Here is a 23,460-nt window from a genome sequence, read left to right on the forward strand (position 1 = left end):
AATCTCTATACTGTTTGCGTATTGTTTTAAACTATCAGTTATTAGAAGATCATTATTTGAGATTCTTCAAACAAGGATATTCATCGGGTAAGACTCATTTTATAACTGTTTTAATTCGAGCTGCGTAGTCGTGGTTTAGGCGTTCCAAGATAAAATGCAATTAAAAATTAACTCCTATTTCCAATGCAAACCCAAAGTTTCTATTGATCACTTTAGACGTCTGCCATTGTTGAAAGAGACCAGCTCCAATCACGATTCCATACTCTTTCCAAGGAATTATTTTTACGCCTTGGTTAGCCCGAAGACCTATTAAAAAATTAGTTGATTTTCTGTCTTCTAGATCTCTTAACACTTCCAATCCAACAGGGACACTTAAACCAAGATCGAAATAAACACCAGGGGTTATTTTGACATAACCATTGAATCCGAACCCTAAGGTATACGAATCAGCAAAGCTATACCCACGCTCTCGTACTATATCTGATTTAGCCCTAGATTGCCCGTAGCCTATTACAAAAGGAATAATAAGGTCTTTTTCATGATCTGAAAATCCAGTATATGAAACATTCCAGCCCTCATTATATTTATCTGTCATTCTTTTATAGGTTAGCATATTAAACCACTTCCCCAAAGGAACATAGGTTTCAAAAGTGGATGTGTCCTTAGGGGAAATCGCATTATCTAGCATTCCATCTTCTGTAAAACTATCAGTTGTATTTTCTTTTTGTGCATTGATGTAGCTCCGTAAGCAATATTCCAATGCTGCTCGGATTCTTTGTTCGTGGGTTTCGTAGATTTCCGTTAAACTCGACACTGGAAAACCCTGTTCTTCATAATGAGCGATTTTATAAAGTTCTTCTCCGTTTTCTGCATAGAAATAGAGTTCAACATACACTCGAGCTGTTCTCTTTTCTATACTTGTTTGTGCTTCTTCAATTTTCAAATGATCAACCTTTAAAGTAATCGGAACTCTGTTACCTGTTTTAGGAAGAACGACATCCATAAAGTTCTGGATTGTTGTTGCAGTACCATTCTCAAAACTCAATTTCACTTTCTTATTAGAACTGTCTTCTACAACTCCAAGGTCTTGCTCCAGACGATTATCGATAACTTTATCTATATAAAAATTCTGATTCGAAATCTCGAAGGGAACTATTTTTAAATCTATAGTGGTCTGTGAAAAACAAACGGCACAACTAAAAAATACTACTAAACTATTTATTATTTTTTTCATTATTTATTATTTTTATTAAATAGAACTGTTATAATGGACTTCGACATCACTAATTTCATTGATATCATATTTTAGTATTAAGGAATTCTTTGATATTGAGATGATGTAAGCTTTTACTTTATCCCCTTTTTCATCAACCATTAACACATAAGCACCGCTTGTATTTAGAATAAAAGTTCCTTCTTCTACATTGCCTTCTGATGTTGACGTATAAGTCATGTCTTCATTAAAAAGAATATAATCCCCTTTTTCCCTTTTGTTGGGTGGGAACTCCATGCTTTCGATTTTATAGGTATCTAGAAACCAGGTATTGTATAGCATATTTGTTTCGCTTTGTTGAACATGTGTTTTGCCCGTTATGGACGGTATTAAAAAGTTAGTAATGATGACGACCCAGATGTAAATTTTCATTCGAATTATTTTGTTTATGATTTATGGGGCAAATATATTTAGGTACTGCCGTAGAAATGATTCGCCCTATAATACCGAACAAAAAAAAGTGTCTCCATTTATCGGGAAGACACTTTAAATTAGTTTAAAACATTTATAATCAGTAAGTTAAATCAATATTAAGACTTATGAAGTTTTTTAAATTCGGTAGGAGTCATTTGTGTATGTTTTTTAAAAGCTGTGTAAAAAGCAGCTTTGCTATTAAAACCTACATCTAAGGAAATCGCAAATATTGTATCTGGTTTAGGCTCTATGAGTTTCTTTTTTGCCTCTGCAATTCTGAAGCTGCTAATAAAATCTGGAAAACTCATTTTAGCGCTCTGATTGATGGCCTGTGATATATGATGAATAGAGTGATTTAATTTTTCAGCGATGGTATTCAACTTTAAATCAAAATCTAAATAAAGCAGTTCCTTATTAACGACCTCTTTAATTTGCTCATAAAGCTCTGAAGAATCTGTTAATGAAGATTTTGCATATTTCTCAATAGTAGACGTGGGTAGATCTTCAAAATTTCCAGAATAAGCAAATATTGGAAAATGCATAATAGAAAAGGCGAATATAAAGAAGAATATAGAATAGATAAGTGTTTCAAATTTTAGGTAAAAGTTGAAATTACCAATATCTAAACTGCCCAGAATGGTGGTCACAAAAACTACAATTTGCATGAGTATCACTGCGACAACAATAGTCTTAATCCACTTGTAAAGGTTTTTTTGACTTTCATTTAATTCAATTTGTAATGGAGCCTTTTTTAAATTCTTATAAGCAAGAAACATAAGTGCAATATTGATAGAACTTACCAAAACATATTCAACTAAAACCAATATGCCGTAGTTGGAAGTCTCCAATGCTGCTACAAAATCTTGTAAGTTTTGATCATGATCAAATGGAAGAAACACTAAAATTCTAAGTAAAGTATAGGCCCCCACTATAGGAATCCATTTTTTTGTATTTATTTCGGATTTGGTATAAATAGAGATGAAATAGTAAAATAATAAGCCTGTGAAATGATAGAAAAAGTAGGTTATTCCAGAAAAGGTTGCAGGTATCAGGTTAGAGATCGAAAGATGGTAGTCTAATGCCGTAACAACATAAATAAAAAGTAAGGAAGATAACACATATCGTATTTTTTTGTTGTTTCCTAATCCAAATTTATTGAATAGAATAAATATAATTAAGACCAGTCCGGAAATTATACTTAAAACTGGAAAAACACTTAAAACATTCATGTTGATAAATTAAAGTGGCAAAGATAGTCTCAATAGACCTATAAATACAATACGAAAATTGTATTAGGTTATAACTAATAAATTATCGTTAAATAATACTGCCTTAAACGTCCTTATTTTAGATTATTTAAATAAGTCTTAAGCTCTTTTAAATAATGATAATAACACGCGTTATCATTCGATACTTTACTTAAACTTCTAATGCCCCAATAACTTGATAATATAAAATAGGCAACTTGTTTTGGTTCTACATCACTACTTATAGTTCCGTTTTTTATTTCCTTTTTTAACGTATTTTCAATCGTTATTTGCCAGTCTAAAGTTACTTCATTGAGCGCTGATGTAAATTCGGAATTCCACGGTGTCATTTCTTGAGTTAAATTTCCCAGTGGACAACCATATTCAAATTTTAAGATTGGATTTTCTAATAAAAGAGATCTCATTATTAAATAAATTTCCTCGATGGGTTTTAAAGCCTTTTGTAATTTTAGATTAAAAGTGTTTTGGATTGTTGGTTTAATGATTTCCTTGATGACCGCAATGCCCATTTCGTTCTTGGTTTTAAAATGATAATAGAACGCCCCTTTTGTCACTTTTACAGTCGCTATAATCTGGTCAATACTCGTGTTTTGGTAACCCTTTTTATAAATTAGGTCAAATGCATTTTCAAGAATCATATGTCGAGTATTAGATGCTTTTGTCATAGAAGATAATAAATTAGTTTAGTTAAAAAATAAGAAATTAAATGCACTTTAAAAAGTAAGATAGTTGCCTTAGATCAATAAAAGAATTCCATTTTAAATGAGTTTACACCAAATTAAATCCATAATATCACAATAAATCGTTTTACCGAAACGAATTCGGCACACGCCTTTTTTGTCTGCTTTTTATCAAAAATAATTACCGTGACTAGGGCTATGCTAATTTTTTAAATTCGACCAATCAAAAAACTTGTGCTGAGCTACGTCGTAGTATAATTCAATTTATTTAAACGACATTACAAATTTAATATTAGAAATCGGTATCCAATGTATTCTTATTCGCAAGCTTTTTAAATCCCATTTTAAAAAGTATATCCGCTCTAGTATTTTCTTTGTGATTTAATGTTTCCATAGATTGTATGATGTCTTGCTTAAAATTAATCCTCGAATATTCGTTTTGCGTCTTATTTATAAACGCATTAGGAAGTTGAAAAGAATGAGATCCAATTACATCTATAGCAGCTCCTTTTGATAATAAATAAGATTCATTACCAAACTTTTTCTTATCTACATCAGGATATAAATGCATATCGATTGCCCTTTTAATAAGGTTAGCTTTATTCATATTAATCCCTTTATTAAGAACAAAATCTTTAGCGTAATCCCCTCCATAATTTGCGAAACATTGACTACTACACACAGAATTATGTTTATCTGTTAAACCAGAATCATGCAATATAGATGAAATAAAGATAAGTTCATTATCTGTTTTTATTCCTTCTGAAATAGCTATTCCGGCACTCCAAAAGAAAGTCCGATAACAATGTTTTAAAAGTATAGGGGTGTAAATATCATTTGCCTCTTCGATGGCTAAAAGTGCTAATTTTGAATCAGGGATTTTTACATCCTTAAAATTGAATTTCGCATAAGAATTCAAACCTACCTGACCTAAAATTTTCTTTAGATTTTCATTTAGATTAGATTTTATGAGTGAAATCTTAAATTTTGAAATTTCACTTTTATTCATGATTCCTAAATCTGTGATTGTATTTGACATGCTGTTTAGATATTTATAGTGCAAATATATAAAAACATACTAACAAGTATGTTTTGTGATGCAACTTGTTTTGTATCATAAAAAAAGGACATTAAAGAGTCTATTTCTCCAGTAATAAATTTTATAACTAACTGAAAACGCAACTGATATTTTGATGATACTATTTAAACAAATTATGAGTTGGCAAACTGACCCCTATTATTTTGGCTAAAACAAGCCTTCGACCAGTGCCTAAGTTTTTAGGCTATCCAAATGCAATTATCCTGTGAAGGATTGTATTTCTATATTTTGCACAATCCCCTTATAGTTATCAAATAAACTGATCTCATAAAATACCAGAGGATAGTAGTTGTCCTATACTGTTATGCGTGACGTGTGTCGTGTATTTTCACTTTGGGATTGCTCTGCTTTAGTGCACACATTTTTTTTTTTGAGTTCATGAAGTGTGTTCTTCAATTTTGTAAAAGCAATAGTTACTATTATCAATTCATTATAAAAAAATTTATTCTAATACCAAATTATATTTATAATGCCGTATGAATAAATTGAATTATTTTTTGATTGATTGAAATCAAAAATAACTAGCATAGCCTTAGCTACGGTAATTATTTTTGATGAAAAGCAGGCGAAAAAGAAACGATTTATTGCTTCATTATAGGTCTAATTTGGTATAAAAGGTTCTTTTACGATTTTAATGGAGTGCTCTATTTATGAAATAAAATGAGGAGTGAAGTGCAAACTGTGTCAAATGAATTTAAATAGGTATCTTCCTGACGAATATTACATTTTTATATACTTGTTAAATATCTGTTTTAAATTATGAAAAAAGCACTCTATCTCTTTACACTTTTATTGGTTATATCTTCCTGTCATACCGAAGATAAAGCATCAAAAAATAAAATTGATTTTTATGGAATTTCTGAAACTATAAAACCTGGAGATAACTTCTTTGAACATGTGAATAAAACTTGGCTAGACACTGTAGTTATTGCAGATGATCAAGCGGGAGTAGGTTCCTATAGTTTTTTAAACATTCCTCAAAAAAAGTTGCTAGAAAATATTTTAACAGAAGTTTCCGCTAGCACCCATAAGGACGGAAGTATAGAACAAATGCTGGGTGATTTTTATGCTTCGGGTATGGATACCGCGCATATTAATACACGTGGTTTTGAACCCTTAGAAGCGATTTTTACCAAAATTGAAAGCATTGATGATATTGCTTCTATAATGAAGTTTGTCACTGCTGAACTTAGTTTAGGAAATGAATCTATCATCAGCATGTATGTGTCACCAGATAATGAAAACAGCAGTGTTAATATGTTGCATTTTGGTCAAACTGGATTGGGTTTACCAGATAGAGATTACTATTTTAAATCAGACGCCGCAACACTTGAAATTCAAGATGCTTACAGGACATACCTCGTCACATTATTTACTCTCTCGGCACAAAAAGAGGCAGAAGAGAAGGCATTAACGGTGTATGATATTGAAACGAAGTTGGCAGCAGCACACAAAACGAGAGTTGAGCGCAGAAATGTAAAAGCCAATTACAATAAAATAGAGGTGGCTAAGGTTTCTAAAAATCAGTCTAATATTGGCTGGACCAACTTATTAATGCAGTTAGACCTAAGTGTGGATTCGATTGACATTAAACAAATAAGATATTATGAAGAACTGAATTCCCTGTTGGGTTCAATTCCAGTTTCAGACTGGAAAGTTTACTTAAAAGCCAAAACACTCATTACTTATGCAGATGTATTGAGCACCCCTTTTGAAGTTGCCGATTTTGAGTATACCAAGGTTTTATCTGGACAAACGACCCAGATTACCCGTGCACAAATCATGGTTCAAAAAGTAGATCGGAAATTGGGTTTTGCACTTGGAGAGTTGTATGTAGAGAAATACTTTAATGAAGATGCGAAAAAAAGAGTGTTAGATCTGGTGAATAATTTGCAAAAGGCATTTGAAAATCGAATCGATCAATTAGACTGGATGAGTGCAGTCACAAAAATACAAGCAAAGGAGAAATTATATGCTATTACAAAAAAAATTGGATATCCAGAGGTTTGGAGACCATACCATGCGGAGATTCAAAAAGGGACTTACTTTGAGAACATCGTTGCTTTAAATAAAAATGCATACGAATATAATACTGCAAAACTAGAGCTGCCACCAAATCGTGATGAATGGGGAACAACACCAGCTACGGTCACGGCATATTACAATCCGCCATTAAATGAAATTGTTTTTCCTGCCGGAATATTACAGTTTCCTTATTTTGACATCACGGCAGATGACGCGGTTAATTATGGTGGAATTGGAATGGTGATTGGCCATGAATTAACCCATGCTTTTGACGATCAAGGCGCACAATTTGATAAAGATGGAAATGTAAAAAATTGGTGGACAGACGAAGATTACACAAAGTTCGAAGCCAAAACACAACAGATGATTGACCGCTATAGTTCTTTTACCGTTTTAGACACTCTGCATATCAAAGGGGCTTTAACTGTTGGAGAGAACACGGCAGACAACGGGGGAATTTCAATTGCCTACGACGCTTTTAAATTAACAGAACAGGGCAAAGGCAATGTTAAGATTCAAGGGTTTACACCAGATCAGCGTTTCTTTTTATCAATTGCTAGAATATGGCGTGTTAAAACTAGAGAGGCCTATTTGCGCAATTATATCAATACAAACTCACATTCACCTGCAATTTGGCGTGTAAATGGACCTTTAATGAATTTTGCACCATTTTACGACGCATTTGATGTACAGCCAGGAGAGAAAAATTACAAGTCTGTTTCTGAAAGAATTAAGATTTGGTAAAAGAAGCGGTAACACATGGAATAGAATTTACTCCAGTTCTTTGAAAATAGGCGTTGTTTATCACAAGTCTAAGGGTAGAAAGTGGCCTTTATCGAGCGCAGTCGAGATGATGTAGGAGGGAAGCATATTAAATGTGGAATAGTAATTGGTATTTTGTTATAACTCATTGATTTGTAATACTTTTTGACAATTTTATAGGGTATAGAATAATTAGTTTTTTCAATGTAAAGAATTAAATTAGTATTACATTTGTGTAAATGAATAGTTTATTTAACATATCTAGCAGATTCAAATAAGGTAAATATAATTTATCTGACCTATATTCTCGTGTAATATTTTGGGATGTGAAAATGGAAGATTTATCTATTAATAGAGATAAAGATTTTATTATACAAAGAGTATTGTCAAGACATATGAATAAAATTGAAAATTTAGAAAATTTAGAAAATTTAGAAAAACTATATTCAAAAAATAGTATTAAATTATATGCCAAAAATAGTTCTGAAATTTTCGGTAATGAAAATATTGAATTTGTAGCAAGTCGCTATGGACTAAACCCTAGAGGTTTTAAAAAATATCTCCCCAATATAAAACATGCTTAAACAAGGTGTTTCAGATGAATTATTTAATGTAATTCTGAAACTAATGAATGAACCTTTACTCGAGGATTTCCTCTTGGGTGGAGGAACCAATCTCTCAATTAAATATAATCATAGATTATCAACGGATATAGATTTGTTTTCTACTACAATTATTGGGACTAAAAAACTAAGTTTGATATGTAATTATATTGAAAATGAATTTGGCAATAATAACGTTTTAATAAGCAAGCAAAATTTTGCTTCAGAACAATTCGCTTGGCTTCAAATAAGCTTAATTAAGGAAGAGATTAAAATTGACATTATTCAAAATCTAAAATTGTTATATGGATTTGAATTAAAGGATGGTATTCGATTAATAAATGATCTAGATATTGGTGCTTTAAAGTTATTAGCAGCATCAGATAGAGGAAATCAAAAGAATTTCTACGACCTTTATCTTTTGACCGAAAAAACTGAATTAGAAATATATTATGATACTCTTCAAAGAAGAATAATTGAGTTTTCAAAAGAGCAGGACAAAACAATTTTTGACATTCAAGTGGGAAAGCCAATTAATAGATTAGAAAAGAGTCTAATTTTTTAAAGATGGTGAGATTGAAAATAATAAAAATGAAATCGCTGATACTTGCACACGTAAGTGAGTGGAGCTTTAAATTTTAGGCTATCTAAATACATTTATTCTGTGGATGATTGAATACAGATATTTTACACACTACTGTTATAGCAATCAAATAAACTGATCTCATAAAATACAAGACGTTAGTAGTTGGCCTATACTGTTATGCGTGGAGTATGTCCTAAGCGAGGAACGAGTTGGAGTCTTAGTTTGCTTAGGGACAAAGAAAAGGGTATTCACTAATTTTTTTATTTTTTTTTTTACTAGTGTTTTCTTTTTTGGATGGTAAAGGAACATGCCTTTTCCGAAACGAGCTTAGTAGAGTAGGGGAACTGATAAAACTATAATTCATTAATGTATTATCACTCTAACTAATTAATTTTCAATAAAAAAGGAGTTTTTTTAAATATTAATTAGTAATTTTAAATATAAATAAAATTATTATTGCCATGAAAAGAATAATTATTTGTTCTGATGGTACTTGGAACGGTCCTGAAAAACTGAACAAAAAACAATATCCAACAAACGTCATAAAATTTGCAAGAGGTATTGCACCAAAAGATGAAAATGATGTAAAACAAGTCGTTTTTTATGATTGGGGTATTGGTTCTTATCATGATTCTGCGCTTGGAGGAGCATTTGGAAAAGGTTTAGAAAAAAATGTAATGGATGGTTATCGTTTCATTATGCATAATTATGAGCCTGGTGATGAACTATTTTTATTTGGTTTTAGTAGAGGTGCTTATACGGTGAGGAGTTTATGTGGACTTATAAACAACTGCCATATACTAAAGGGAGAATACTCAGATAAGGTAGAGGAGGCCTTTGCATTATACAAGAATTCAAAACACGCTCCAAACGGAGATCATTCTAACGAGTGGAAAAGTAATTATTCCATTCCAAGCAGTGGTGATGTTAAGTTTATTGGTGTCTGGGATACTGTTGGGGCAATGGGATTACCATTTTCTTTATTTGGTCTAATCAAAGACAAACATCTTTTTTATGATAAAAAACTGGGAAGTAATATTAAGATGGCAAGGCACGCGCTGTCATTAGATGAAAAAAGAAAAGATTTTGAACCTACTATTTGGGAACCAAGAGAAGGAACCGACTTAAAGCAAGTTTGGTTTGCAGGTTGTCACGCGGATATTGGAGGAAGCTATGCTCCTGATAAGGATAAAACTTTTTTATCAGACATCCCTATGATGTGGTTGCTAAAAGAAGCCAATGTATTTGGATTGCAATTTGAATCTTTTTTAAAAGTCACGGATTTGAACCATAATTCTAAAAAACATAATGAATACAAAAGAACATTTAAGCTTTTGGGAAGATATGATAGAGAAATACCCGAATATAGAAAAGTACCAACGGAAGTTCACAGTAGTGTAAAGAATAGATATGATGATATTACTTATAAAAGTATCCCCATAGAAAACTATCTAAAATTGAATGGTGGAGAATGGCCTCCAATTGTTGAATAAATACAAACTAAAATTAATTGTTATGAAAAAAGGAATTTTTTATTGGATGCTAATCGTAAGTTTTGGTATTAGTAGCTGCGGTATCTCAAAAGAAGTAAGAACAGCATCAGTAAATTTAGTTGAAAAGCAAAAGCAATCTTTGGAAGCACACAAAAACTTTCATAAAGGTGTCATTAATGCTTTGAGTGTGATTTTGGATGCTGAGTTAATAAATTCTAAAAAGGTCTATGATGCTTCTATTTATGACCAAAATTTAGCCATAATAGAAATAATTAGAGAATTAGATAAAGACCAAAATCTTTCTGATTTAGAAAAGAGAATAGAGGAAGAAAAAGCTAGACAGAAGATCAATGCTAGAATAAAAAAAGCGCAAACAAATTTCCTTGTAAGAAATGAAACTTTGACTAATGCTAAAAACAAGTTGAAAGAAGCGTCATCAAGTTTAATTGAAGCTGAAAAGTACAAATCAACTGCTATTGAGAATCTTAATAATTATTTACAGCAAAAAAGACCCTCAGAAAAACTCCTCGAAATGATTAATATTGATCTTTCTCAATATACGAGATATGTAAACGATGCAAACAAAGCTTTATTAGAAGTGGATGATTATATGGATAAATCTAAAAAATAAGAACTATGACACTACAATATTATGACAAAAAAATCAGTGAATTAAAAATAGTTAAAACCAAAGCTACAGCAATGCGCAGATCTGACTGTGCCCAATTAATTGACGATCTAGAGACTAAGAGGGTATTATTTATTGCTAACATGGTTGGCGATATAGGTCACGGACTTTCTCAAAATGATTTAGATGAATTAACTCAGATAGCAGAAGCATTTAGTAATGCCTCGGGAGAGTTGCAAAACCAAAACAGCTTAATTGATAATGCAATCCGTATTGGATCAAAGTTGCTTGCATTAATTTAGACTTAAAATCTATGTATTCTTGCCTAGCCGCAATTAGTTGGACAGAGAGATAAAAAATATACTCTTAAAGAAATGATATAAGCAGATGAGAGCTATTCAACTGTTGAGCTATCAGCATTTGAGAGAGGCGAACAGAAGGTGGGGCGTGGCATAAGACCTTTTTAGGGAATGTTGACCAGGAGCTTTGGCGTAATAGGTTTCTTTATTTTTTCTTGCTAAGTACATGACAAAAAACGAAATATATCAGTATCCTCTTGATTTTCAGAGTTTAGTAGAACATTCGCTAAAAAAGTTAGTCCATATTTAAAAATACTTTTAGCCTTTCTACCATGTTTCTTAATTTTAATTGGATTTATTTGATGCAGATATATGCCAATTTTATAACACCACACAAAGGCTATCATAACAAGTAATATTAATTTTTCTATTCTTTGAATATCTTGTAAATGTGTTTTTTCAATATCAAATCCACTAGACTTCATTGCTTTAAAACACATCTCAATTTGCCATCGTTTTTGATAATCTTGTTGTGCATTTTCAGGTTTATTAAAGGATACGATGATTAAAAATTCTTGTTTTAAGTTCTTTGGATTGAGTTTACAGCCTGACAAATAGCAAAGTTCTCCATTTACTCGTACAATCTTATGATAATACACAAACTCATTGGTTTTAAATCTATTAAACAAGTGAGATGCTTTAATTTCTTTGTTTTTGTGCGGTAGAAACACCTTGAAATTATTGCGGATACGAATGTAATATCTAATCTCATTTCTGTTTAAAAATGCTAACCAGTCTTTACCTACAAATTCTCTATCTGCAACAACAGATTCAATAACGTGCTTACCAAAAAGACGTATAAATCTATTGAGTAAATCAATCCGTTCCTGACTATTAGAATTCCCTCTTTTATCAAGCATCGTAAACAATAACGGAAAGGCAACACCTTTATAAACAACACCAAGCATGAAAATATTAATGTTCGTTTGTCCAAACTTCCAGTTCGTTCTATCAATACTTAAAATAAGTTTATCTCGAGAGGGAAGTAGATTAAAAACAAGGAGCGCAATGAGATCAGAATCCAAACTATAGCTTGCTATAAAGCGCTGTATGCGTCTCAAGGACGACCCTGAATCTGATTGGCTGTTAAAAGCATTCGCAAGCTTTTCAAAAGTAACTGTTTGCACTTTACACAAAGCAATGACAAAGTGTGAAATGAGTTTGAGTCTTGCTAAATTAATTTTTCCTTGTAAATGAGTGTTCAGGACTGAAGTTAATTCACTATTTTTAGTGAATGCATTGGTTTTCTTCATTAGAAAATAAGTGAGATTATTCATCTAATATACTGAAAATCAATGCTTTATTCTAATTTATTGACACCTAATTTGTTGGTTTTCAATGAATTATATTTTTGTCATGTACTAAATTAACTTCGTTAAAATTTATGCCATCTGAAACAAATTTCGCAATCTTACTTTTTTTTCTCTTTCCTTATTTCATATGTCTCTAGTTTATTTATTATAAGGTCCTCTTGCTCCAACAACTCAATAAGTTTATATACGTTCGCTAAAGAACGCATATATTTGTAATTATTTAAAATTTCTCTTTTTCCTTTTTCAGATTTAAAAGCATTACCATTAAAGAAGCAATTAAAAAAATTAACAAGCGACTTTTTTTTATTTTCAAACATTATTTTTTCGAAATAATTTTCCTCTTGGTTTAATGATTTTAGAGTATCCACCCCACCAACCACATATTGACCACCTGACTTTCTCTCGATAGCTTTGCTCTAAAATAATATTTATTATGAGCAAACACGAAGAAATGTACAAATTGGTAACGGAATATCAAAGTAGTGGCCTTTCGTCAAAAGCCTTTAGCAAAGAAAGAGGGATCAGCCCTTCTACTTTTAGTTACTGGATACGCAAAAAGAAAGAGGAAGATCACCCGGGCGGTTTTGTGGAAGTAGACACTGGATTGAAATCTTCAGCCAGTGCCATGGAATTTATTTACCCCAATGGGGTCAAGCTTCAAATGAGTTCACCGGATCTGGCATTAATTGCAAGGTTAGTAAAACTTTACTAATGTTCTCGCTAGGTTCTTCCCATTGTTATCACTTTTACCTCAAGCCCTGTGATATGCGTAAATCCTTCCATGGCCTAAGCGGACTGGTAAGAAATGAACTGAATAGGGAGCCCACAAGTGGCGATGTGTTCGTTTTTCTTAACCGGAATCGCACCCATCTGAAGCTCCTTCATTGGGAACGGGGCGGCTTTGTTTTATACTATAAACGCCTGGAGCGGGGAAGCTTCACTCCACCTGCAATAAGGGAAGGCCAGACTAGTTTCAGCTGGCCGCAACTGGTGCTGATGATCGAGGGTATTACGGTTAAAAAAAGTGTTCAGAAACTGCGCTATTCACACTAGGAAATAATCGTATTTTATCAGTAAAAACAGGGGTTAACGCTAGGTTCAAAGTATCGGTTTTTGTATATTTATCCTATGCAAAATGCCCTGGAAAACCTTACTAAAGACCAACTTTTGAGCCTACTTCAGAAGAAGGGAAAGGATGTTGAAAAGGCACACTATAAGATCTTGGATTTGGAGTTTCAACTGGCTCAGTACAAACGGATTGTTCACGGACAGAAAAGAGAACGCTTCGAGGGTGATAAGGATCAAATGAGCCTTCCCTTTGAGATGGAGCCAGAAATAGCACAAAGGCAGGAAGAAGAAGTAAAGGAAAAGCTTACCTATGAGCGCCGAAAAAGGAAATCTGCTCATAAAGGTCGAGTACCGCTTCCGCAGCATCTTCCCGTGGAAGAAATCAAGATCTACCCTGAGGGCGATTTAAGCGATATGGTCTGTATTGGAGAAGAAATCACCGAGGAATTAGAATATGAGCCTTCCAAATATTACATCAAACGCTACATCCGCTATAAATACGCTCCTCGGAATAAAGAAGGAGTTGTAATAGGAGCGCTTCCAGAGCGAGTTATTGAAAAAGGAATACCGGGAGCCGGGCTTTTAGCTTCCATTCTGGTCGATAAGTATGAAGACCATCTCCCTCTTTACCGCCAGCTTCAGCGTTTTAAAAGAGCTGATATTCCTATTGCCTCTTCCACTTTGGAAGGCTGGACCAGGCAAAGCCTTAAAATATTGGATATTCTTTATCAGCATTTGCTGGAAGATATTCGGTCAAAGGGGTATCTCCAGGCCGATGAGTCCCCCATCAAAGTCATCGATAAGAAAAAGAAAGGCACCACCCATCAGGGATACTACTGGGTGTACCATTGTCCTATAGATAAAACGGTGCTTTTTGATTATCAGTCGGGGCGCAGCGCCCAGGCTGCAGCGCATGTATTATCAGGATTTAAGGGCTACCTGCAAAGTGATGGGTATTCTGTTTATGATAAAATTGGAAAACGCGAAGGGGTTACTCACCTTAATTGCTGGGCTCATGCCCGAAGGGAATTTGATAAAGCCCGGGACAATGATAAACTAAAGGCAGAGATAGCGCTTACTTTTATCCAGAAGCTCTACAAAGTCGAGGCTAAGGCACGGGAGAATAATTTAAATCCAAAAGAGCGAAAAAAGCTTCGGCTGGACGAGTCCTTGGGGATCATTGATGAATTTGGAAAATGGATGGTAAACCAGCTAAAGGATCACCATATCCTGCCAAAAAGCACAATAGGTAAAGCTATGAGTTACAGCCTGAACCGGTGGGACCAGCTCAGTGCCTATTTATATGATGGGGTTCTCGAGATAGATAATAATCTCACTGAAAATGCTATAAGAAAATTAGCTTTGGGACGTAAGAACTATCTCTTTGCAGGCTCTCACGATGCGGCACAACGAGGGGCAATTATGTATTCCTTCTTTGCAATCTGTAAAAAACACGAGGTGAACCCTTATCAGTGGTTAAAGTACACTTTGGAAAATATTATGTCCATCAACCACAAGAATATTAAAGATTTGTATCCCCAGAATTACAAAAAACTACAGAATACATAAGAGAAGTTTTTTACCCGGAATTACCTGATAAACATAATCAGTTTGACTTGCTATATGTAGTTGGTGGGATGGATACATTTTAGAAGTGTATAATCTCCTTTAATAACACTATCGAAATTATCAGATATAGCCGTTATTAGTACCTTTTTTGAAAAATTATTACTAGCCTTATTTATTGTGCAAGTCTCATCGAAAAAAGTATTACCATTAAAGCCACATATCAAAAAATTATCATAGTCCTCAATAGTAGAATTTGAAAAATATAAATCAAGTCTTAGGTCCATTGATTTGAATGGACTTAATAGATAGAAGTTGTTAATATTACCAAAATCATCAAGAAAAATATTAGTCATCATTTTCTTTATTGATAAATCATCGTTGCAGCATTGACATAGTAAAATAAAAAGATTAGAAATTGCTTTTTCTTTTTTTGATTTTATAGTTGGAAGGTTTTTAATTTGACCAATTAGAATTTTAATGTTAGATATAAAACTTTCTAGTTCATCTTTAATTTGAGGTAAAATATTTATTGAAATTTGCGAATTGTAGTCAAGTGATTCTGAAAACAAATCAATAGATTCATTAATAGTGTTTATGTTTGGATTTCCAAGTATAGATTTAATTTTTATAGATTTGAGGATTTCAACAAACGTAAGACAATAGTTGAAGTATTTCCTGTTCTATTTGGTGCGGTAGACGAAACTTATTATGATTTAACTAGAAGGGCAAAAGAACTGCAAACAAAGATTAAAGCTGAAAGAAAAATTATAGAGGTATTAAATAAGAGAAAAGAGGATGAAGAAACTAAATTAAGAGAAATAATTCAATTGTATTATACAATGCTTGGAATGACATTACAAGGAGATTTGACTCTATCTGAGTTAAAAAGAATAGGTAAAAATCTTCCTTTTCCGCCAATTATTATTGATGGTCAAACAAAACTATATAAAGAACTTACGAAATTTGAAAAAGAAATAAATGAAAAATATTATGAACGTTCTAAGATTGAAAAAGCAATATCAAGTATACAAGATACAAATGATGAAAGTATAGATTATAAAGAAGAGCTAATAAAAATTCACTCAATACAAAAAGATGACATTAAAGAGCATTCTATGATAGAATGCCCATTATGCAATAATACTGTTAGTGAAATAAGTGATAATTTAAACAGACTCGATGATTCTAAAAATAAACTTTTAGAAGAACTTGAAAAACTTGGAGCCTATTCTAAAGATAACACTGAAATTGTCACATCGTTTAGATTGAGAAAGAAAAAAATAAACAATGAAATTAGTAAAATATCAAGAAATATAACATAGTTTACTTAGCAAAGTGAAGAAATTAAAGAAGGACTAAATAAAAGAGAGAAACTTATCTTTCAACGCGGTGTAATCCAAACAACAATCGAAAATTTTCTAGCAAGTAATCGAATAAAAATTGAAAATAGAGATTTAAAAGAATTAAAACAAAACTTAAGAGATATAAAGGCAAAACTAGCCAAATTTGATATTGAAGATTTTTATAAAGATTCAGAGGCTATTTTAAAATCTAACATGGATAGAATTGCGAATAAGCTAGATTTTGAAAAGGAATTAAAACCAATAGATTTCAATTTTAATTTAAAAGATTTCTCTTTCTATCATGAAAACAATGGTAAAATAAGACTGGATGAAATGGGAATTGGCGCGAATTGGCTTGCATGCCATTTGTCTATTTTCCTTTCTTTTTTAGATTTAAGTTGCTCAAATAGCAAATCAGTAATTCCAAATTTTTTATTTTTTGACTAACCAAGTTAAGTATATTTCCCAAAAACAGCAAATAAAGCTGAACTAGATGGGGAAGATGAAGAAGAGTATGATGAAAATATAGAACAGGTTAAGAATTTATTTAAAGTAATAAATGAAGAAATTGATTTGATAGAAAAGAATACAAAAATAAGACCTCAAATTATTGTATTAGAGCATGCTAATGATGATTCTTTTAAAGAATACATACTTAAAGACTGGGATAAACGCAAAAATGAAGGGTTAATTTAATTGGAAAAAAACATGGAAGAATTTACTTTAGAAGATTTAAGAGGCATATGGCTAGGCGAGGAGTTTAATCTAATTGTCGGATGCTTTGATGATGGTAATTATGGTAATTTAGTTAATAAAGTAGAAGAGAGAATAGTAGAGACTAGACATTTAAATCTTGATTCTATTTCTGCTCAGGGAACAAGAATATTAAATTTTGGTGATGAATTTTCAATTGAAATATGGCAATGGAATAAGCCTGATATTATTATTAGAATTGACAATAGCAACTATAATTTAACATATAGAGGTTATTAATATACTGTAAAAAAGAATTTGAATGTTTAGCTCGGCCTCATAAATTTTGTCAAAACAAGCTTTCTACAATTGCTCCAGACAAGTAGGAGAGAGGGAAGTCCATATTTTCGACTATACGAATCCTATTATCCTGAGGAAGGTTGCATTAGGATACTGATATTTTATATAACGCCATTATAACTATCAAAGAAGCTGATCTCATAAAATACCAAATGTCAATATATTGTTTTATACTGTTTTGCATCTCCTATCTTCAGCTAGGAACGAGTCGAAGGCTTAATTTGCTTTGGTTAAAAGCAGGACAGTGCCTTATGGGACAGAATAAAAAAGGGCATGACTTTCTTTTTAAAAGATACGCCATGTTTAACCCATAAGTTCAACACACTTATTATTTAGGACTTTAATAGAATTATTATAATTAAACATACTAATAGGTCTGTAATTTAGTAATTGTTCTATTTCTTTTATTCTCCTGACTGTGGCTTCTCTAAGGTCTGTTTTCTTGGAAAAAAGCCTCCTTATAAAAATCTTCGTATTCTTTGACTAACGAAAGTTTTTTCAATGTTCCATTGAACCAAATGGTTTCTAAAAGTTTCTTTTACCTTAATTTTTTAATGAAATCCGGGTAGTGTGTGGTAGACTTATTATCAAATAATAAGTCTAGTGTGGTTTTTCTCAAAATGGGTTAGTTTTTTATAAAATACGGGGTAACAAACTTTCTTCTAACTTTATTTTTTTGCAAAATGAGACGATCGTTGGTCAATGACCCTTTCTAAAAAAAAACGTCCTTTGAATTTGCAGGAGCATTACATGAATCAAAAATTATTCTCACCATCTTTTTTATCGCTTAATAGAGTTAAGTCAGCCGGCATATTACCGGAGTTTGAAATTTCTAACATTTTTTCGTGTGCGAAGCAAATCATAGACCTCTCCTAACTCTCTTTTACCCTTTTGATTTTTTGGCCAACTTAATTTCATTTTTTTGTCTTTAAGATTAATAGTTGATACAAATTTAATTGAGTAGGGGGTAGGTTTAAAATTTCTGCAATACTGCAATGATCATTTTAGAAGATGAAAAAATGAATAAATCGATATAGATAGGTTAATTCAAGAAGTATCTTATGTCCTTATTTAAATTCACCTAAAAAATAAGCTCTCTAAATTTTCAAACTTAGAAGGATTTAATTTTGGTATGATTTATTTGTAGAATCAATGCTTTTAACGCCATTATAGCTAGGCTTATCAGAAAAACTGATACCAGCTAATAGACCTACATTTAAAGGTCAGTGCATTTAGTATTATAAGAAAAACTGATACCACATTTTAGGCCTATATTTCAACCTAATTATGGCTACATTTATAAGAAAAATTGATACCATCTAATAGACTCATATTTTAAGGTCATTACTACTGTACTTATAAGAAAAACTAATATTGAATTATACACTTATGTTCCAATGTTATTATGGCTAAATAATACTCATAACAGGCTATATGTGAATATTTTAACATCACCATGACTAGTCGCATAAGAAAAGCTGATACTAGCTAATTCGCTCTTATTTTGAAGTCATTATGACCAATAATATAAGAAAAAATGATATTGAATTACAGACTTACATCCTAAGATCACTTTGGCTAATAAAAATTCGTAATAACCTGTATACAAACATTTTAATACTATCACGACTAGTATCATAAGAAAAGCTGATACTAGCTAGTGTGCTCTTGTTTTAAGTTCATAGTGTCTCGTATTATAAGAAAAACTAATACCATTAAATCACCTATATTTTGAGGTAATTATGAGTGTATTTATAAGAAAAACTGATACAAGATTATATGTCTACGATTTGAACATATTTTGACTAAGACTATAAGAAAAAATGATATTGAATTATACGCTTATATTCTAATGTCATTATGGCCAAGAAAGACTCATAACCGCTTACATACCTATGTTTTAATACCATTATAACTAGGCTTATAAGAAAAACTGATACCCGGTTTTGCGCCTATATTTTAATGTTTTTATGACTATGCTTATAATAAAAACTGATACCAGTTAATGCGCTTATATTTCAAGGCCATTATGACTAGTATTATAAGAAAAATTGATGCTAGCTTGTGCACTTATATTTCATAAGAAAACAGATCAATTCTTATTTATTCCTGATTTTTGAAATAGTGTAGTAGAATTTCCGACGTTCTGCACTGTCTATATTTACCCTCTTTTTTAATTTTAATATAGCAACTGATTCAATTGTCTAGACCTCATCTTTTTTTTCTAGACAATTTCGCTTTTGTGGATACCAGATATAAACTGCCCTTTGATTTTGAAATGATTAAAGGGATTCGGTGTTATGATGTAAAAGATATAGGAGCATTTAAACTAGTAAGTTGTGCAAGTCGCCCAACGAAAAAGGATATTTATGATTTAGATTATATTATTCAATCTGAAAATTTAATAGATTTATATAGTTTATTGAAATCTAAAAAAGAAAAGTTTGACAAAAATATAGATAGGAATATTTTTGATTTAGATAACGATCCAGACCCAATTGATGATCCACATTTATTATTGCTTTTTGATAAAAGAATGGCTACAAAACAAAAAATGAGACATTCACACGATAATATTTTAAATATTGAAGGCAGTAAAACTTGGCATGAAGCAAGTATACAGTGGAGAATGAAAGTTAGGCGTTTGTATCAATCATTAGATGTAAAATACCCACTGTAATGAGGCTTCATAACTTTTTACAAAACGATCCAGAGCTTGCCGAAGGAGAGGAGAGGAGTGAGATTATCTTGAAATATTTTTTGTAATATTTACTTAATTCACTCATAATTAGTCATTAAACTCTCCATTTTAAGATGTGATAAAGTCACTGTTACTTATTCTTTTATCCATGTACTTCTCCTTTTCGTCTTGAATACTATTTTTTACATAATAGTACGATGCTCCATGCCCTAGTTATAATTTCAGAAAATTTAAACCTCATTATTATAAAGCAACATCCATTTTGGCATGTGAATTGGTAATGCTTTTTAAGATTTAATAACCTAAAATAAAACGGATGTTCCTCTAGCATGTCTGCGTCATCATTAAGGAGCTCTCCGTTAAATAAAAAAATAACCATAAAAAAAATGAAGACTTACAAGATCACAAAACTATTTTTTAGCCTATGTTTCCTTTTAGCATTGGCAAGCTGCGAATCTGACGATGATTTACAAGCGATAAGAGCTACAGATTTTACTAAAGCTGAATTGATGAAACTTCATGGAGGATCTGATAAATCGTGGAAATTAACAGAAATAATTATCCCTGAAAAATTCAGAGATGATCCAGCTTTTATGAATACGACTTGTGTTGCAGACGATATATATACCTTTTCAGTTCCTACTTCAGAACTATACGAAAGTACCATAGAGGTTAATATTGATTTAGGAGATGTTCGTTGTTTTGAAACCTACAGTGATGCAGAAAGTTTTGAAGGTAAATTATTATATGACCCCTATACACTGAATGGAGTAGAGGTGTTCAAGACTACTTTTTTCTTAGATGAATGTAGAATCACCAATAATGTTCCCGTGGGGACAACAACATGGTGTTTTGAAGATAATTACCCTTTGGTTGAGCTCACTGACGATAGAATGGTTTTTTCAAATGCTATATTTATAGGAGAACAGACTTTTGGTTTTGTATTTGAAAAAATAAATGAATAGAACTCTTAAAAAGACCATTGCTAAAAACGTCTTCTACCATGTTAATTGAATACGCTTTGTATGTGCTTGTTTTAAGCTGAGCGCAGTTGAGATGATATAGGGGTGAAGTGGTATGTGTGTGAAATAGGATTAAAAAGTATAATGAAACGCGCTTTTTAGAAACGATCCAGAGTTTGCAAAAGGCTAGGAGCAAAGCGGCATGTGTGTGAAATGGAAATAAAGAGTATAATGAAACGCGCTTTTTAGAAACAATTCAGAGTTTGCCAAAGGCTAGGAGTGTAGTGGTAAGTATGTGAAATGGAAATGATCCAGAGTTTGCCAAAGGCTAGGAGCGAAGTGGCATGTGTGTGAAATACGAAGTGATATAGAAAGTCGCTTTTTAGAAATGATCTAGAGTTTGCCAAAGGCTAGGAGCGAAGTGGTATGTTATGGAAACGACCCAAAGCCTGCCAAAGGCTAGGAGTGTAGTGACATGTGTGTGAAATGGAAACGATCCAGAGTTTGCCAAAGGCTAGGAGCGAAGTGGTATGTTATGGAAACGATCCAAAGCCTGCAAAAGGGCAGGAGTGTAGTGACATGTGTGTGGAATACGAAATGATATAGAAAGTGATATAGAAAGTCGCCTTGATTGGATTCTTTTAAAAATGTCCTTAGGAAAGGGAGGTTACTTTTAAACTGGAAAAAAACTATTTATTGTGCAATTAGGAAACTGCATATCGTAGACAAGAGGGTATGAGAGCTCGTTCCTGTCGAAGTATTTGCAGCAATTCTTTCCAATAGTTAATAGAACTAAGGGTAAGCCATTAGGAGCTAAAAAATTGAAGACTTGATTGGTTTTTATAAAGATTTTTATTTTTTACGGAGATTTTTTAAAACTATCAATGGCGTATCGAATACTATTAAATCTGTGGTGACAGGATTTAATAAATTTAAATAAAGCACAAATCAACCGGCGTTTTAAAAAAAAATTTCAATCCATTAAAACTTCGTGAACAATTTCGCCCGAGGCCATTTTATACAGGACAAAGCTTTGGTAAAAAATACAGTCCATCTAGCATATCAACGTCCTTATGATCCCTTACTCAAAAGGACTTTTTTCTCTGTTGATTCGTTAAAAACGCATCTTTATCTACTGGATTTAAATTGTCCTTTCCACTGGTATGTCTGCTCTTCTTACATTTGGAGCTTTACTTGTCTCTCCGAGTCTAACAGTGCCTCATATTAAATTTTACCTGCCTTTACCTGACAAGACTCTATCTTAAAAAAAAAAAACCACTGAAAAGAATCATCAGCCTTATCTTACACTTCTAATAAAACTACTCTTTAATAAATTGGAGATCAATAATTAATTTGATAGTATCACTTACAACGATATTGCCTGCTTCTATTAGTGCATTCCAAGTAAGATTAAACTCTTTTCTACTGATAGCCCCTTTGACTTTAAAGCTTGCTTTGGTTTGCCCAGTAAGGTCTGTTGCGACATCGCCAAAATCTACATCTAAAGAAATCTCCTTAGTGATGTCTCTTATCGTTAAATTTCCAATTAGCACATTGCCGTCAAATGATTTAGAGGTAAAGACTAATTCAGGATAAGCTTCTACATTAAAAAAATTGTCTGCCTTTAAATGGCTATCTCTTTTGCTGTTTTTTGTAGTGATAGAATTTGTTTGTGCTGTAAAATTAATTTGTGAATGATTAAAGTTTTCAGTTTCAGATACACTGGTTGCCTTAAAATCTTCAAAATGACCTGTTACTGCTGAAATCATCATATACTTTGCTTTAAAGCCAATTTCAGAATGCGTTTGGTCAATGTTCCATTTTGTTTTCATTTTATGTATTATTTTAAAGTTAGTGTTTGATTTATGCATTTCGATAGCCGAAATTATTTAAATCTTAGTTCATTTTGTTCTGTTTTATGCTTTACCTGTTTAATAATTTCTTTTTGTTTAACCATCAATTGATTTAGGAGATGAGTTCTACATCTGTAATTTCAAAAGAGGATAAAAAGTGAATAATTTATTTTGAAGAGAAATCTGTAGCACTTCAAATTGAAACGGGCTCACATTCGCTAAAGACGCGTATTGTAACGTATGGTTTAGATGTTATTAGTCAATCTAGTTTTTATAAAAATTTAATGGACAACACTCAAACCATTGCTCAGGTGGGTTGAAGTTAAGTCTCCAAGATGGTTCACTAATCACAACAAGTAAGGCTTTAAAATTATTTGATATACAAGATTATGACTAATAGAACTGAAAA

Annotated in this window: 20 protein-coding genes and 2 pseudogenes; 14 read left to right on the forward strand and 8 right to left on the reverse strand. The window is 32.1% G+C overall.

All coding sequences use genetic code 11. The features are described 5' to 3' along the window. Nucleotides 1-160 precede the first annotated feature (160 nt). The 5 genes from P700755_RS18870 to P700755_RS17275 form a co-directional block, all read right to left on the reverse strand. Nucleotides 161-1,234 carry a hypothetical protein gene (locus P700755_RS18870; RefSeq protein WP_015025899.1) on the reverse strand — a complete coding sequence of 358 codons (1,074 nt, stop codon included), beginning with the start codon at nt 1,232-1,234 and terminating at the stop codon, nt 161-163. Nucleotides 1,235-1,249: 15 nt separating this feature from the next. After that, on the reverse strand, nt 1,250-1,645 hold the full coding sequence (locus tag P700755_RS17260) for a lipocalin family protein (RefSeq protein ID WP_015025900.1): 396 nt from the start codon (nt 1,643-1,645) through the stop codon (nt 1,250-1,252). A gap of 158 nt (nt 1,646-1,803) precedes the next feature. Next, on the reverse strand, nt 1,804-2,916 hold the full coding sequence (locus P700755_RS17265; RefSeq protein ID WP_015025901.1) for a helix-turn-helix domain-containing protein: 1,113 nt from the start codon (nt 2,914-2,916) through the stop codon (nt 1,804-1,806). 113 nt (nt 2,917-3,029) lie between these two features. After that, nucleotides 3,030-3,620, reverse strand: a complete 591-nt coding sequence (locus P700755_RS17270) for a TetR/AcrR family transcriptional regulator (RefSeq protein WP_015025902.1) — start codon at nt 3,618-3,620, stop codon at nt 3,030-3,032. A gap of 307 nt (nt 3,621-3,927) precedes the next feature. Next, nucleotides 3,928-4,674, reverse strand: coding sequence for an HD domain-containing protein (locus P700755_RS17275; RefSeq protein WP_015025903.1), 747 nt, complete (start codon nt 4,672-4,674; stop codon nt 3,928-3,930). Nucleotides 4,675-5,493: 819 nt separating this feature from the next. On the opposite strand from P700755_RS17275, the gene P700755_RS17280 reads away from it, so the two are divergent. The 6 genes from P700755_RS17280 to P700755_RS17305 all read left to right on the forward strand — a co-directional run bounded on the left by P700755_RS17280 (nt 5,494) and on the right by P700755_RS17305 (nt 11,132). Then, a complete protein-coding gene (locus tag P700755_RS17280) occupies nt 5,494-7,503 on the forward strand; it encodes a M13 family metallopeptidase (protein ID WP_015025904.1) in 2,010 nt (669 codons plus the stop codon). Between the two features lie 332 nt (nt 7,504-7,835). After that, nucleotides 7,836-8,105: a DUF6922 domain-containing protein gene (locus tag P700755_RS17285; RefSeq protein WP_425357623.1), complete on the forward strand. Its 270-nt coding sequence runs from the start codon at nt 7,836-7,838 to the stop codon at nt 8,103-8,105. Further along, nucleotides 8,098-8,688, forward strand: coding sequence for a nucleotidyl transferase AbiEii/AbiGii toxin family protein (locus P700755_RS17290; protein ID WP_015025906.1), 591 nt, complete (start codon nt 8,098-8,100; stop codon nt 8,686-8,688). Before P700755_RS17285 ends, P700755_RS17290 begins: the two co-directional genes overlap by 8 nt. A gap of 482 nt (nt 8,689-9,170) precedes the next feature. Beyond that, the gene (locus tag P700755_RS17295) at nt 9,171-10,202 is read left to right on the forward strand and encodes a DUF2235 domain-containing protein (RefSeq protein WP_015025907.1); all 1,032 of its coding nucleotides are present in this window, start codon (nt 9,171-9,173) and stop codon (nt 10,200-10,202) included. Nucleotides 10,203-10,224: 22 nt separating this feature from the next. After that, the gene (locus tag P700755_RS17300; RefSeq protein WP_157609333.1) at nt 10,225-10,833 is read left to right on the forward strand and encodes a hypothetical protein; all 609 of its coding nucleotides are present in this window, start codon (nt 10,225-10,227) and stop codon (nt 10,831-10,833) included. A 5-nt stretch (nt 10,834-10,838) separates the two neighbouring features. Then, nucleotides 10,839-11,132, forward strand: a complete 294-nt coding sequence (locus P700755_RS17305) for a hypothetical protein (RefSeq protein WP_015025909.1) — start codon at nt 10,839-10,841, stop codon at nt 11,130-11,132. A gap of 215 nt (nt 11,133-11,347) precedes the next feature. On the opposite strand, the gene P700755_RS17310 is transcribed toward P700755_RS17305, so the two are convergent. Next, the gene (locus tag P700755_RS17310; protein WP_041758497.1) at nt 11,348-12,442 is read right to left on the reverse strand and encodes an IS4 family transposase; all 1,095 of its coding nucleotides are present in this window, start codon (nt 12,440-12,442) and stop codon (nt 11,348-11,350) included. A 493-nt stretch (nt 12,443-12,935) separates the two neighbouring features. Here P700755_RS17310 and tnpA point away from each other — a divergent pair, with 493 nt between their 5' ends. From tnpA to P700755_RS17345, 6 genes and pseudogenes are all read left to right on the forward strand, one after another. After that, nucleotides 12,936-13,214 (forward strand): IS66 family insertion sequence element accessory protein TnpA, encoded by a 279-nt coding sequence (gene tnpA / locus P700755_RS17320; RefSeq protein WP_015024194.1) that lies wholly within the window; start codon nt 12,936-12,938, stop codon nt 13,212-13,214. Then, a complete protein-coding gene (gene tnpB, locus P700755_RS21410; RefSeq protein WP_015024193.1) occupies nt 13,214-13,555 on the forward strand; it encodes an IS66 family insertion sequence element accessory protein TnpB in 342 nt (113 codons plus the stop codon). Before tnpA ends, tnpB begins: the two co-directional genes overlap by 1 nt. Before the next feature lie 75 nt (nt 13,556-13,630). Then, the gene (locus P700755_RS17325; protein ID WP_015024343.1) at nt 13,631-15,139 is read left to right on the forward strand and encodes an IS66-like element ISPto8 family transposase; all 1,509 of its coding nucleotides are present in this window, start codon (nt 13,631-13,633) and stop codon (nt 15,137-15,139) included. 848 nt (nt 15,140-15,987) lie between these two features. Then, nucleotides 15,988-16,461: a hypothetical protein gene (locus P700755_RS17335; RefSeq protein ID WP_157609334.1), complete on the forward strand. Its 474-nt coding sequence runs from the start codon at nt 15,988-15,990 to the stop codon at nt 16,459-16,461. A gap of 162 nt (nt 16,462-16,623) precedes the next feature. Further along, nucleotides 16,624-17,178: pseudogene (locus P700755_RS20920) on the forward strand (DUF3732 domain-containing protein). A 12-nt stretch (nt 17,179-17,190) separates the two neighbouring features. After that, entirely contained in the window at nt 17,191-17,475 is a 285-nt protein-coding gene (locus tag P700755_RS17345; protein ID WP_041758500.1) for a hypothetical protein, read from the forward strand. 363 nt (nt 17,476-17,838) lie between these two features. Here P700755_RS17345 and P700755_RS21415 read toward each other — a convergent pair. Then, a pseudogene (locus P700755_RS21415) lies at nt 17,839-17,997 on the reverse strand (IS30 family transposase); the annotation flags it as partial. Between the two features lie 1,780 nt (nt 17,998-19,777). Here P700755_RS21415 and P700755_RS17350 point away from each other — a divergent pair. Together P700755_RS17350 and P700755_RS17360 are read left to right on the forward strand one after the other, a co-directional pair. Then, nucleotides 19,778-20,215, forward strand: a complete 438-nt coding sequence (locus P700755_RS17350) for a nucleotidyl transferase AbiEii/AbiGii toxin family protein (protein WP_245535964.1) — start codon at nt 19,778-19,780, stop codon at nt 20,213-20,215. A gap of 407 nt (nt 20,216-20,622) precedes the next feature. Beyond that, nucleotides 20,623-21,201 (forward strand): hypothetical protein, encoded by a 579-nt coding sequence (locus P700755_RS17360; protein WP_041758504.1) that lies wholly within the window; start codon nt 20,623-20,625, stop codon nt 21,199-21,201. Between the two features lie 1,316 nt (nt 21,202-22,517). Here P700755_RS17360 and P700755_RS17365 read toward each other — a convergent pair. Beyond that, nucleotides 22,518-23,030: a YceI family protein gene (locus P700755_RS17365; protein ID WP_041758506.1), complete on the reverse strand. Its 513-nt coding sequence runs from the start codon at nt 23,028-23,030 to the stop codon at nt 22,518-22,520. Nucleotides 23,031-23,460: the final 430 nt, after the last annotated feature.

The sequence above is a fragment of the Psychroflexus torquis ATCC 700755 genome (assembly GCF_000153485.2).
GTDB lineage: Bacteria > Bacteroidota > Bacteroidia > Flavobacteriales > Flavobacteriaceae > Psychroflexus > Psychroflexus torquis.

Bases quoted from the DNA above. Each gene is read 5' to 3' on its own strand.
- tnpA (WP_015024194.1), top strand. From the start codon at position 12,936: ATGAGCAAACACGAAGAAATGTACAAATTGGTAACGGAATATCAAAGT.
- tnpB (WP_015024193.1), top strand. From the start codon at position 13,214: ATGTTCTCGCTAGGTTCTTCCCATTGTTATCACTTTTACCTCAAGCCC.
- P700755_RS17345 (WP_041758500.1), top strand. From the start codon at position 17,191: ATGGAAGAATTTACTTTAGAAGATTTAAGAGGCATATGGCTAGGCGAG.
- P700755_RS17275 (WP_015025903.1), bottom strand. From the start codon at position 4,674: ATGTCAAATACAATCACAGATTTAGGAATCATGAATAAAAGTGAAATT.
- P700755_RS17335 (WP_157609334.1), top strand. From the start codon at position 15,988: ATGACATTACAAGGAGATTTGACTCTATCTGAGTTAAAAAGAATAGGT.
- P700755_RS17305 (WP_015025909.1), top strand. From the start codon at position 10,839: ATGACACTACAATATTATGACAAAAAAATCAGTGAATTAAAAATAGTT.
- P700755_RS17300 (WP_157609333.1), top strand. From the start codon at position 10,225: ATGAAAAAAGGAATTTTTTATTGGATGCTAATCGTAAGTTTTGGTATT.
- P700755_RS17270 (WP_015025902.1), bottom strand. From the start codon at position 3,620: ATGACAAAAGCATCTAATACTCGACATATGATTCTTGAAAATGCATTT.
- P700755_RS17365 (WP_041758506.1), bottom strand. From the start codon at position 23,030: ATGAAAACAAAATGGAACATTGACCAAACGCATTCTGAAATTGGCTTT.
- P700755_RS17260 (WP_015025900.1), bottom strand. From the start codon at position 1,645: ATGAAAATTTACATCTGGGTCGTCATCATTACTAACTTTTTAATACCG.
- P700755_RS17280 (WP_015025904.1), top strand. From the start codon at position 5,494: ATGAAAAAAGCACTCTATCTCTTTACACTTTTATTGGTTATATCTTCC.
- P700755_RS17325 (WP_015024343.1), top strand. From the start codon at position 13,631: ATGCAAAATGCCCTGGAAAACCTTACTAAAGACCAACTTTTGAGCCTA.
- P700755_RS18870 (WP_015025899.1), bottom strand. From the start codon at position 1,234: ATGAAAAAAATAATAAATAGTTTAGTAGTATTTTTTAGTTGTGCCGTT.
- P700755_RS17290 (WP_015025906.1), top strand. From the start codon at position 8,098: ATGCTTAAACAAGGTGTTTCAGATGAATTATTTAATGTAATTCTGAAA.
- P700755_RS17295 (WP_015025907.1), top strand. From the start codon at position 9,171: ATGAAAAGAATAATTATTTGTTCTGATGGTACTTGGAACGGTCCTGAA.
- P700755_RS17265 (WP_015025901.1), bottom strand. From the start codon at position 2,916: ATGAATGTTTTAAGTGTTTTTCCAGTTTTAAGTATAATTTCCGGACTG.
- P700755_RS17310 (WP_041758497.1), bottom strand. From the start codon at position 12,442: ATGAAGAAAACCAATGCATTCACTAAAAATAGTGAATTAACTTCAGTC.
- P700755_RS17360 (WP_041758504.1), top strand. From the start codon at position 20,623: ATGAAGACTTACAAGATCACAAAACTATTTTTTAGCCTATGTTTCCTT.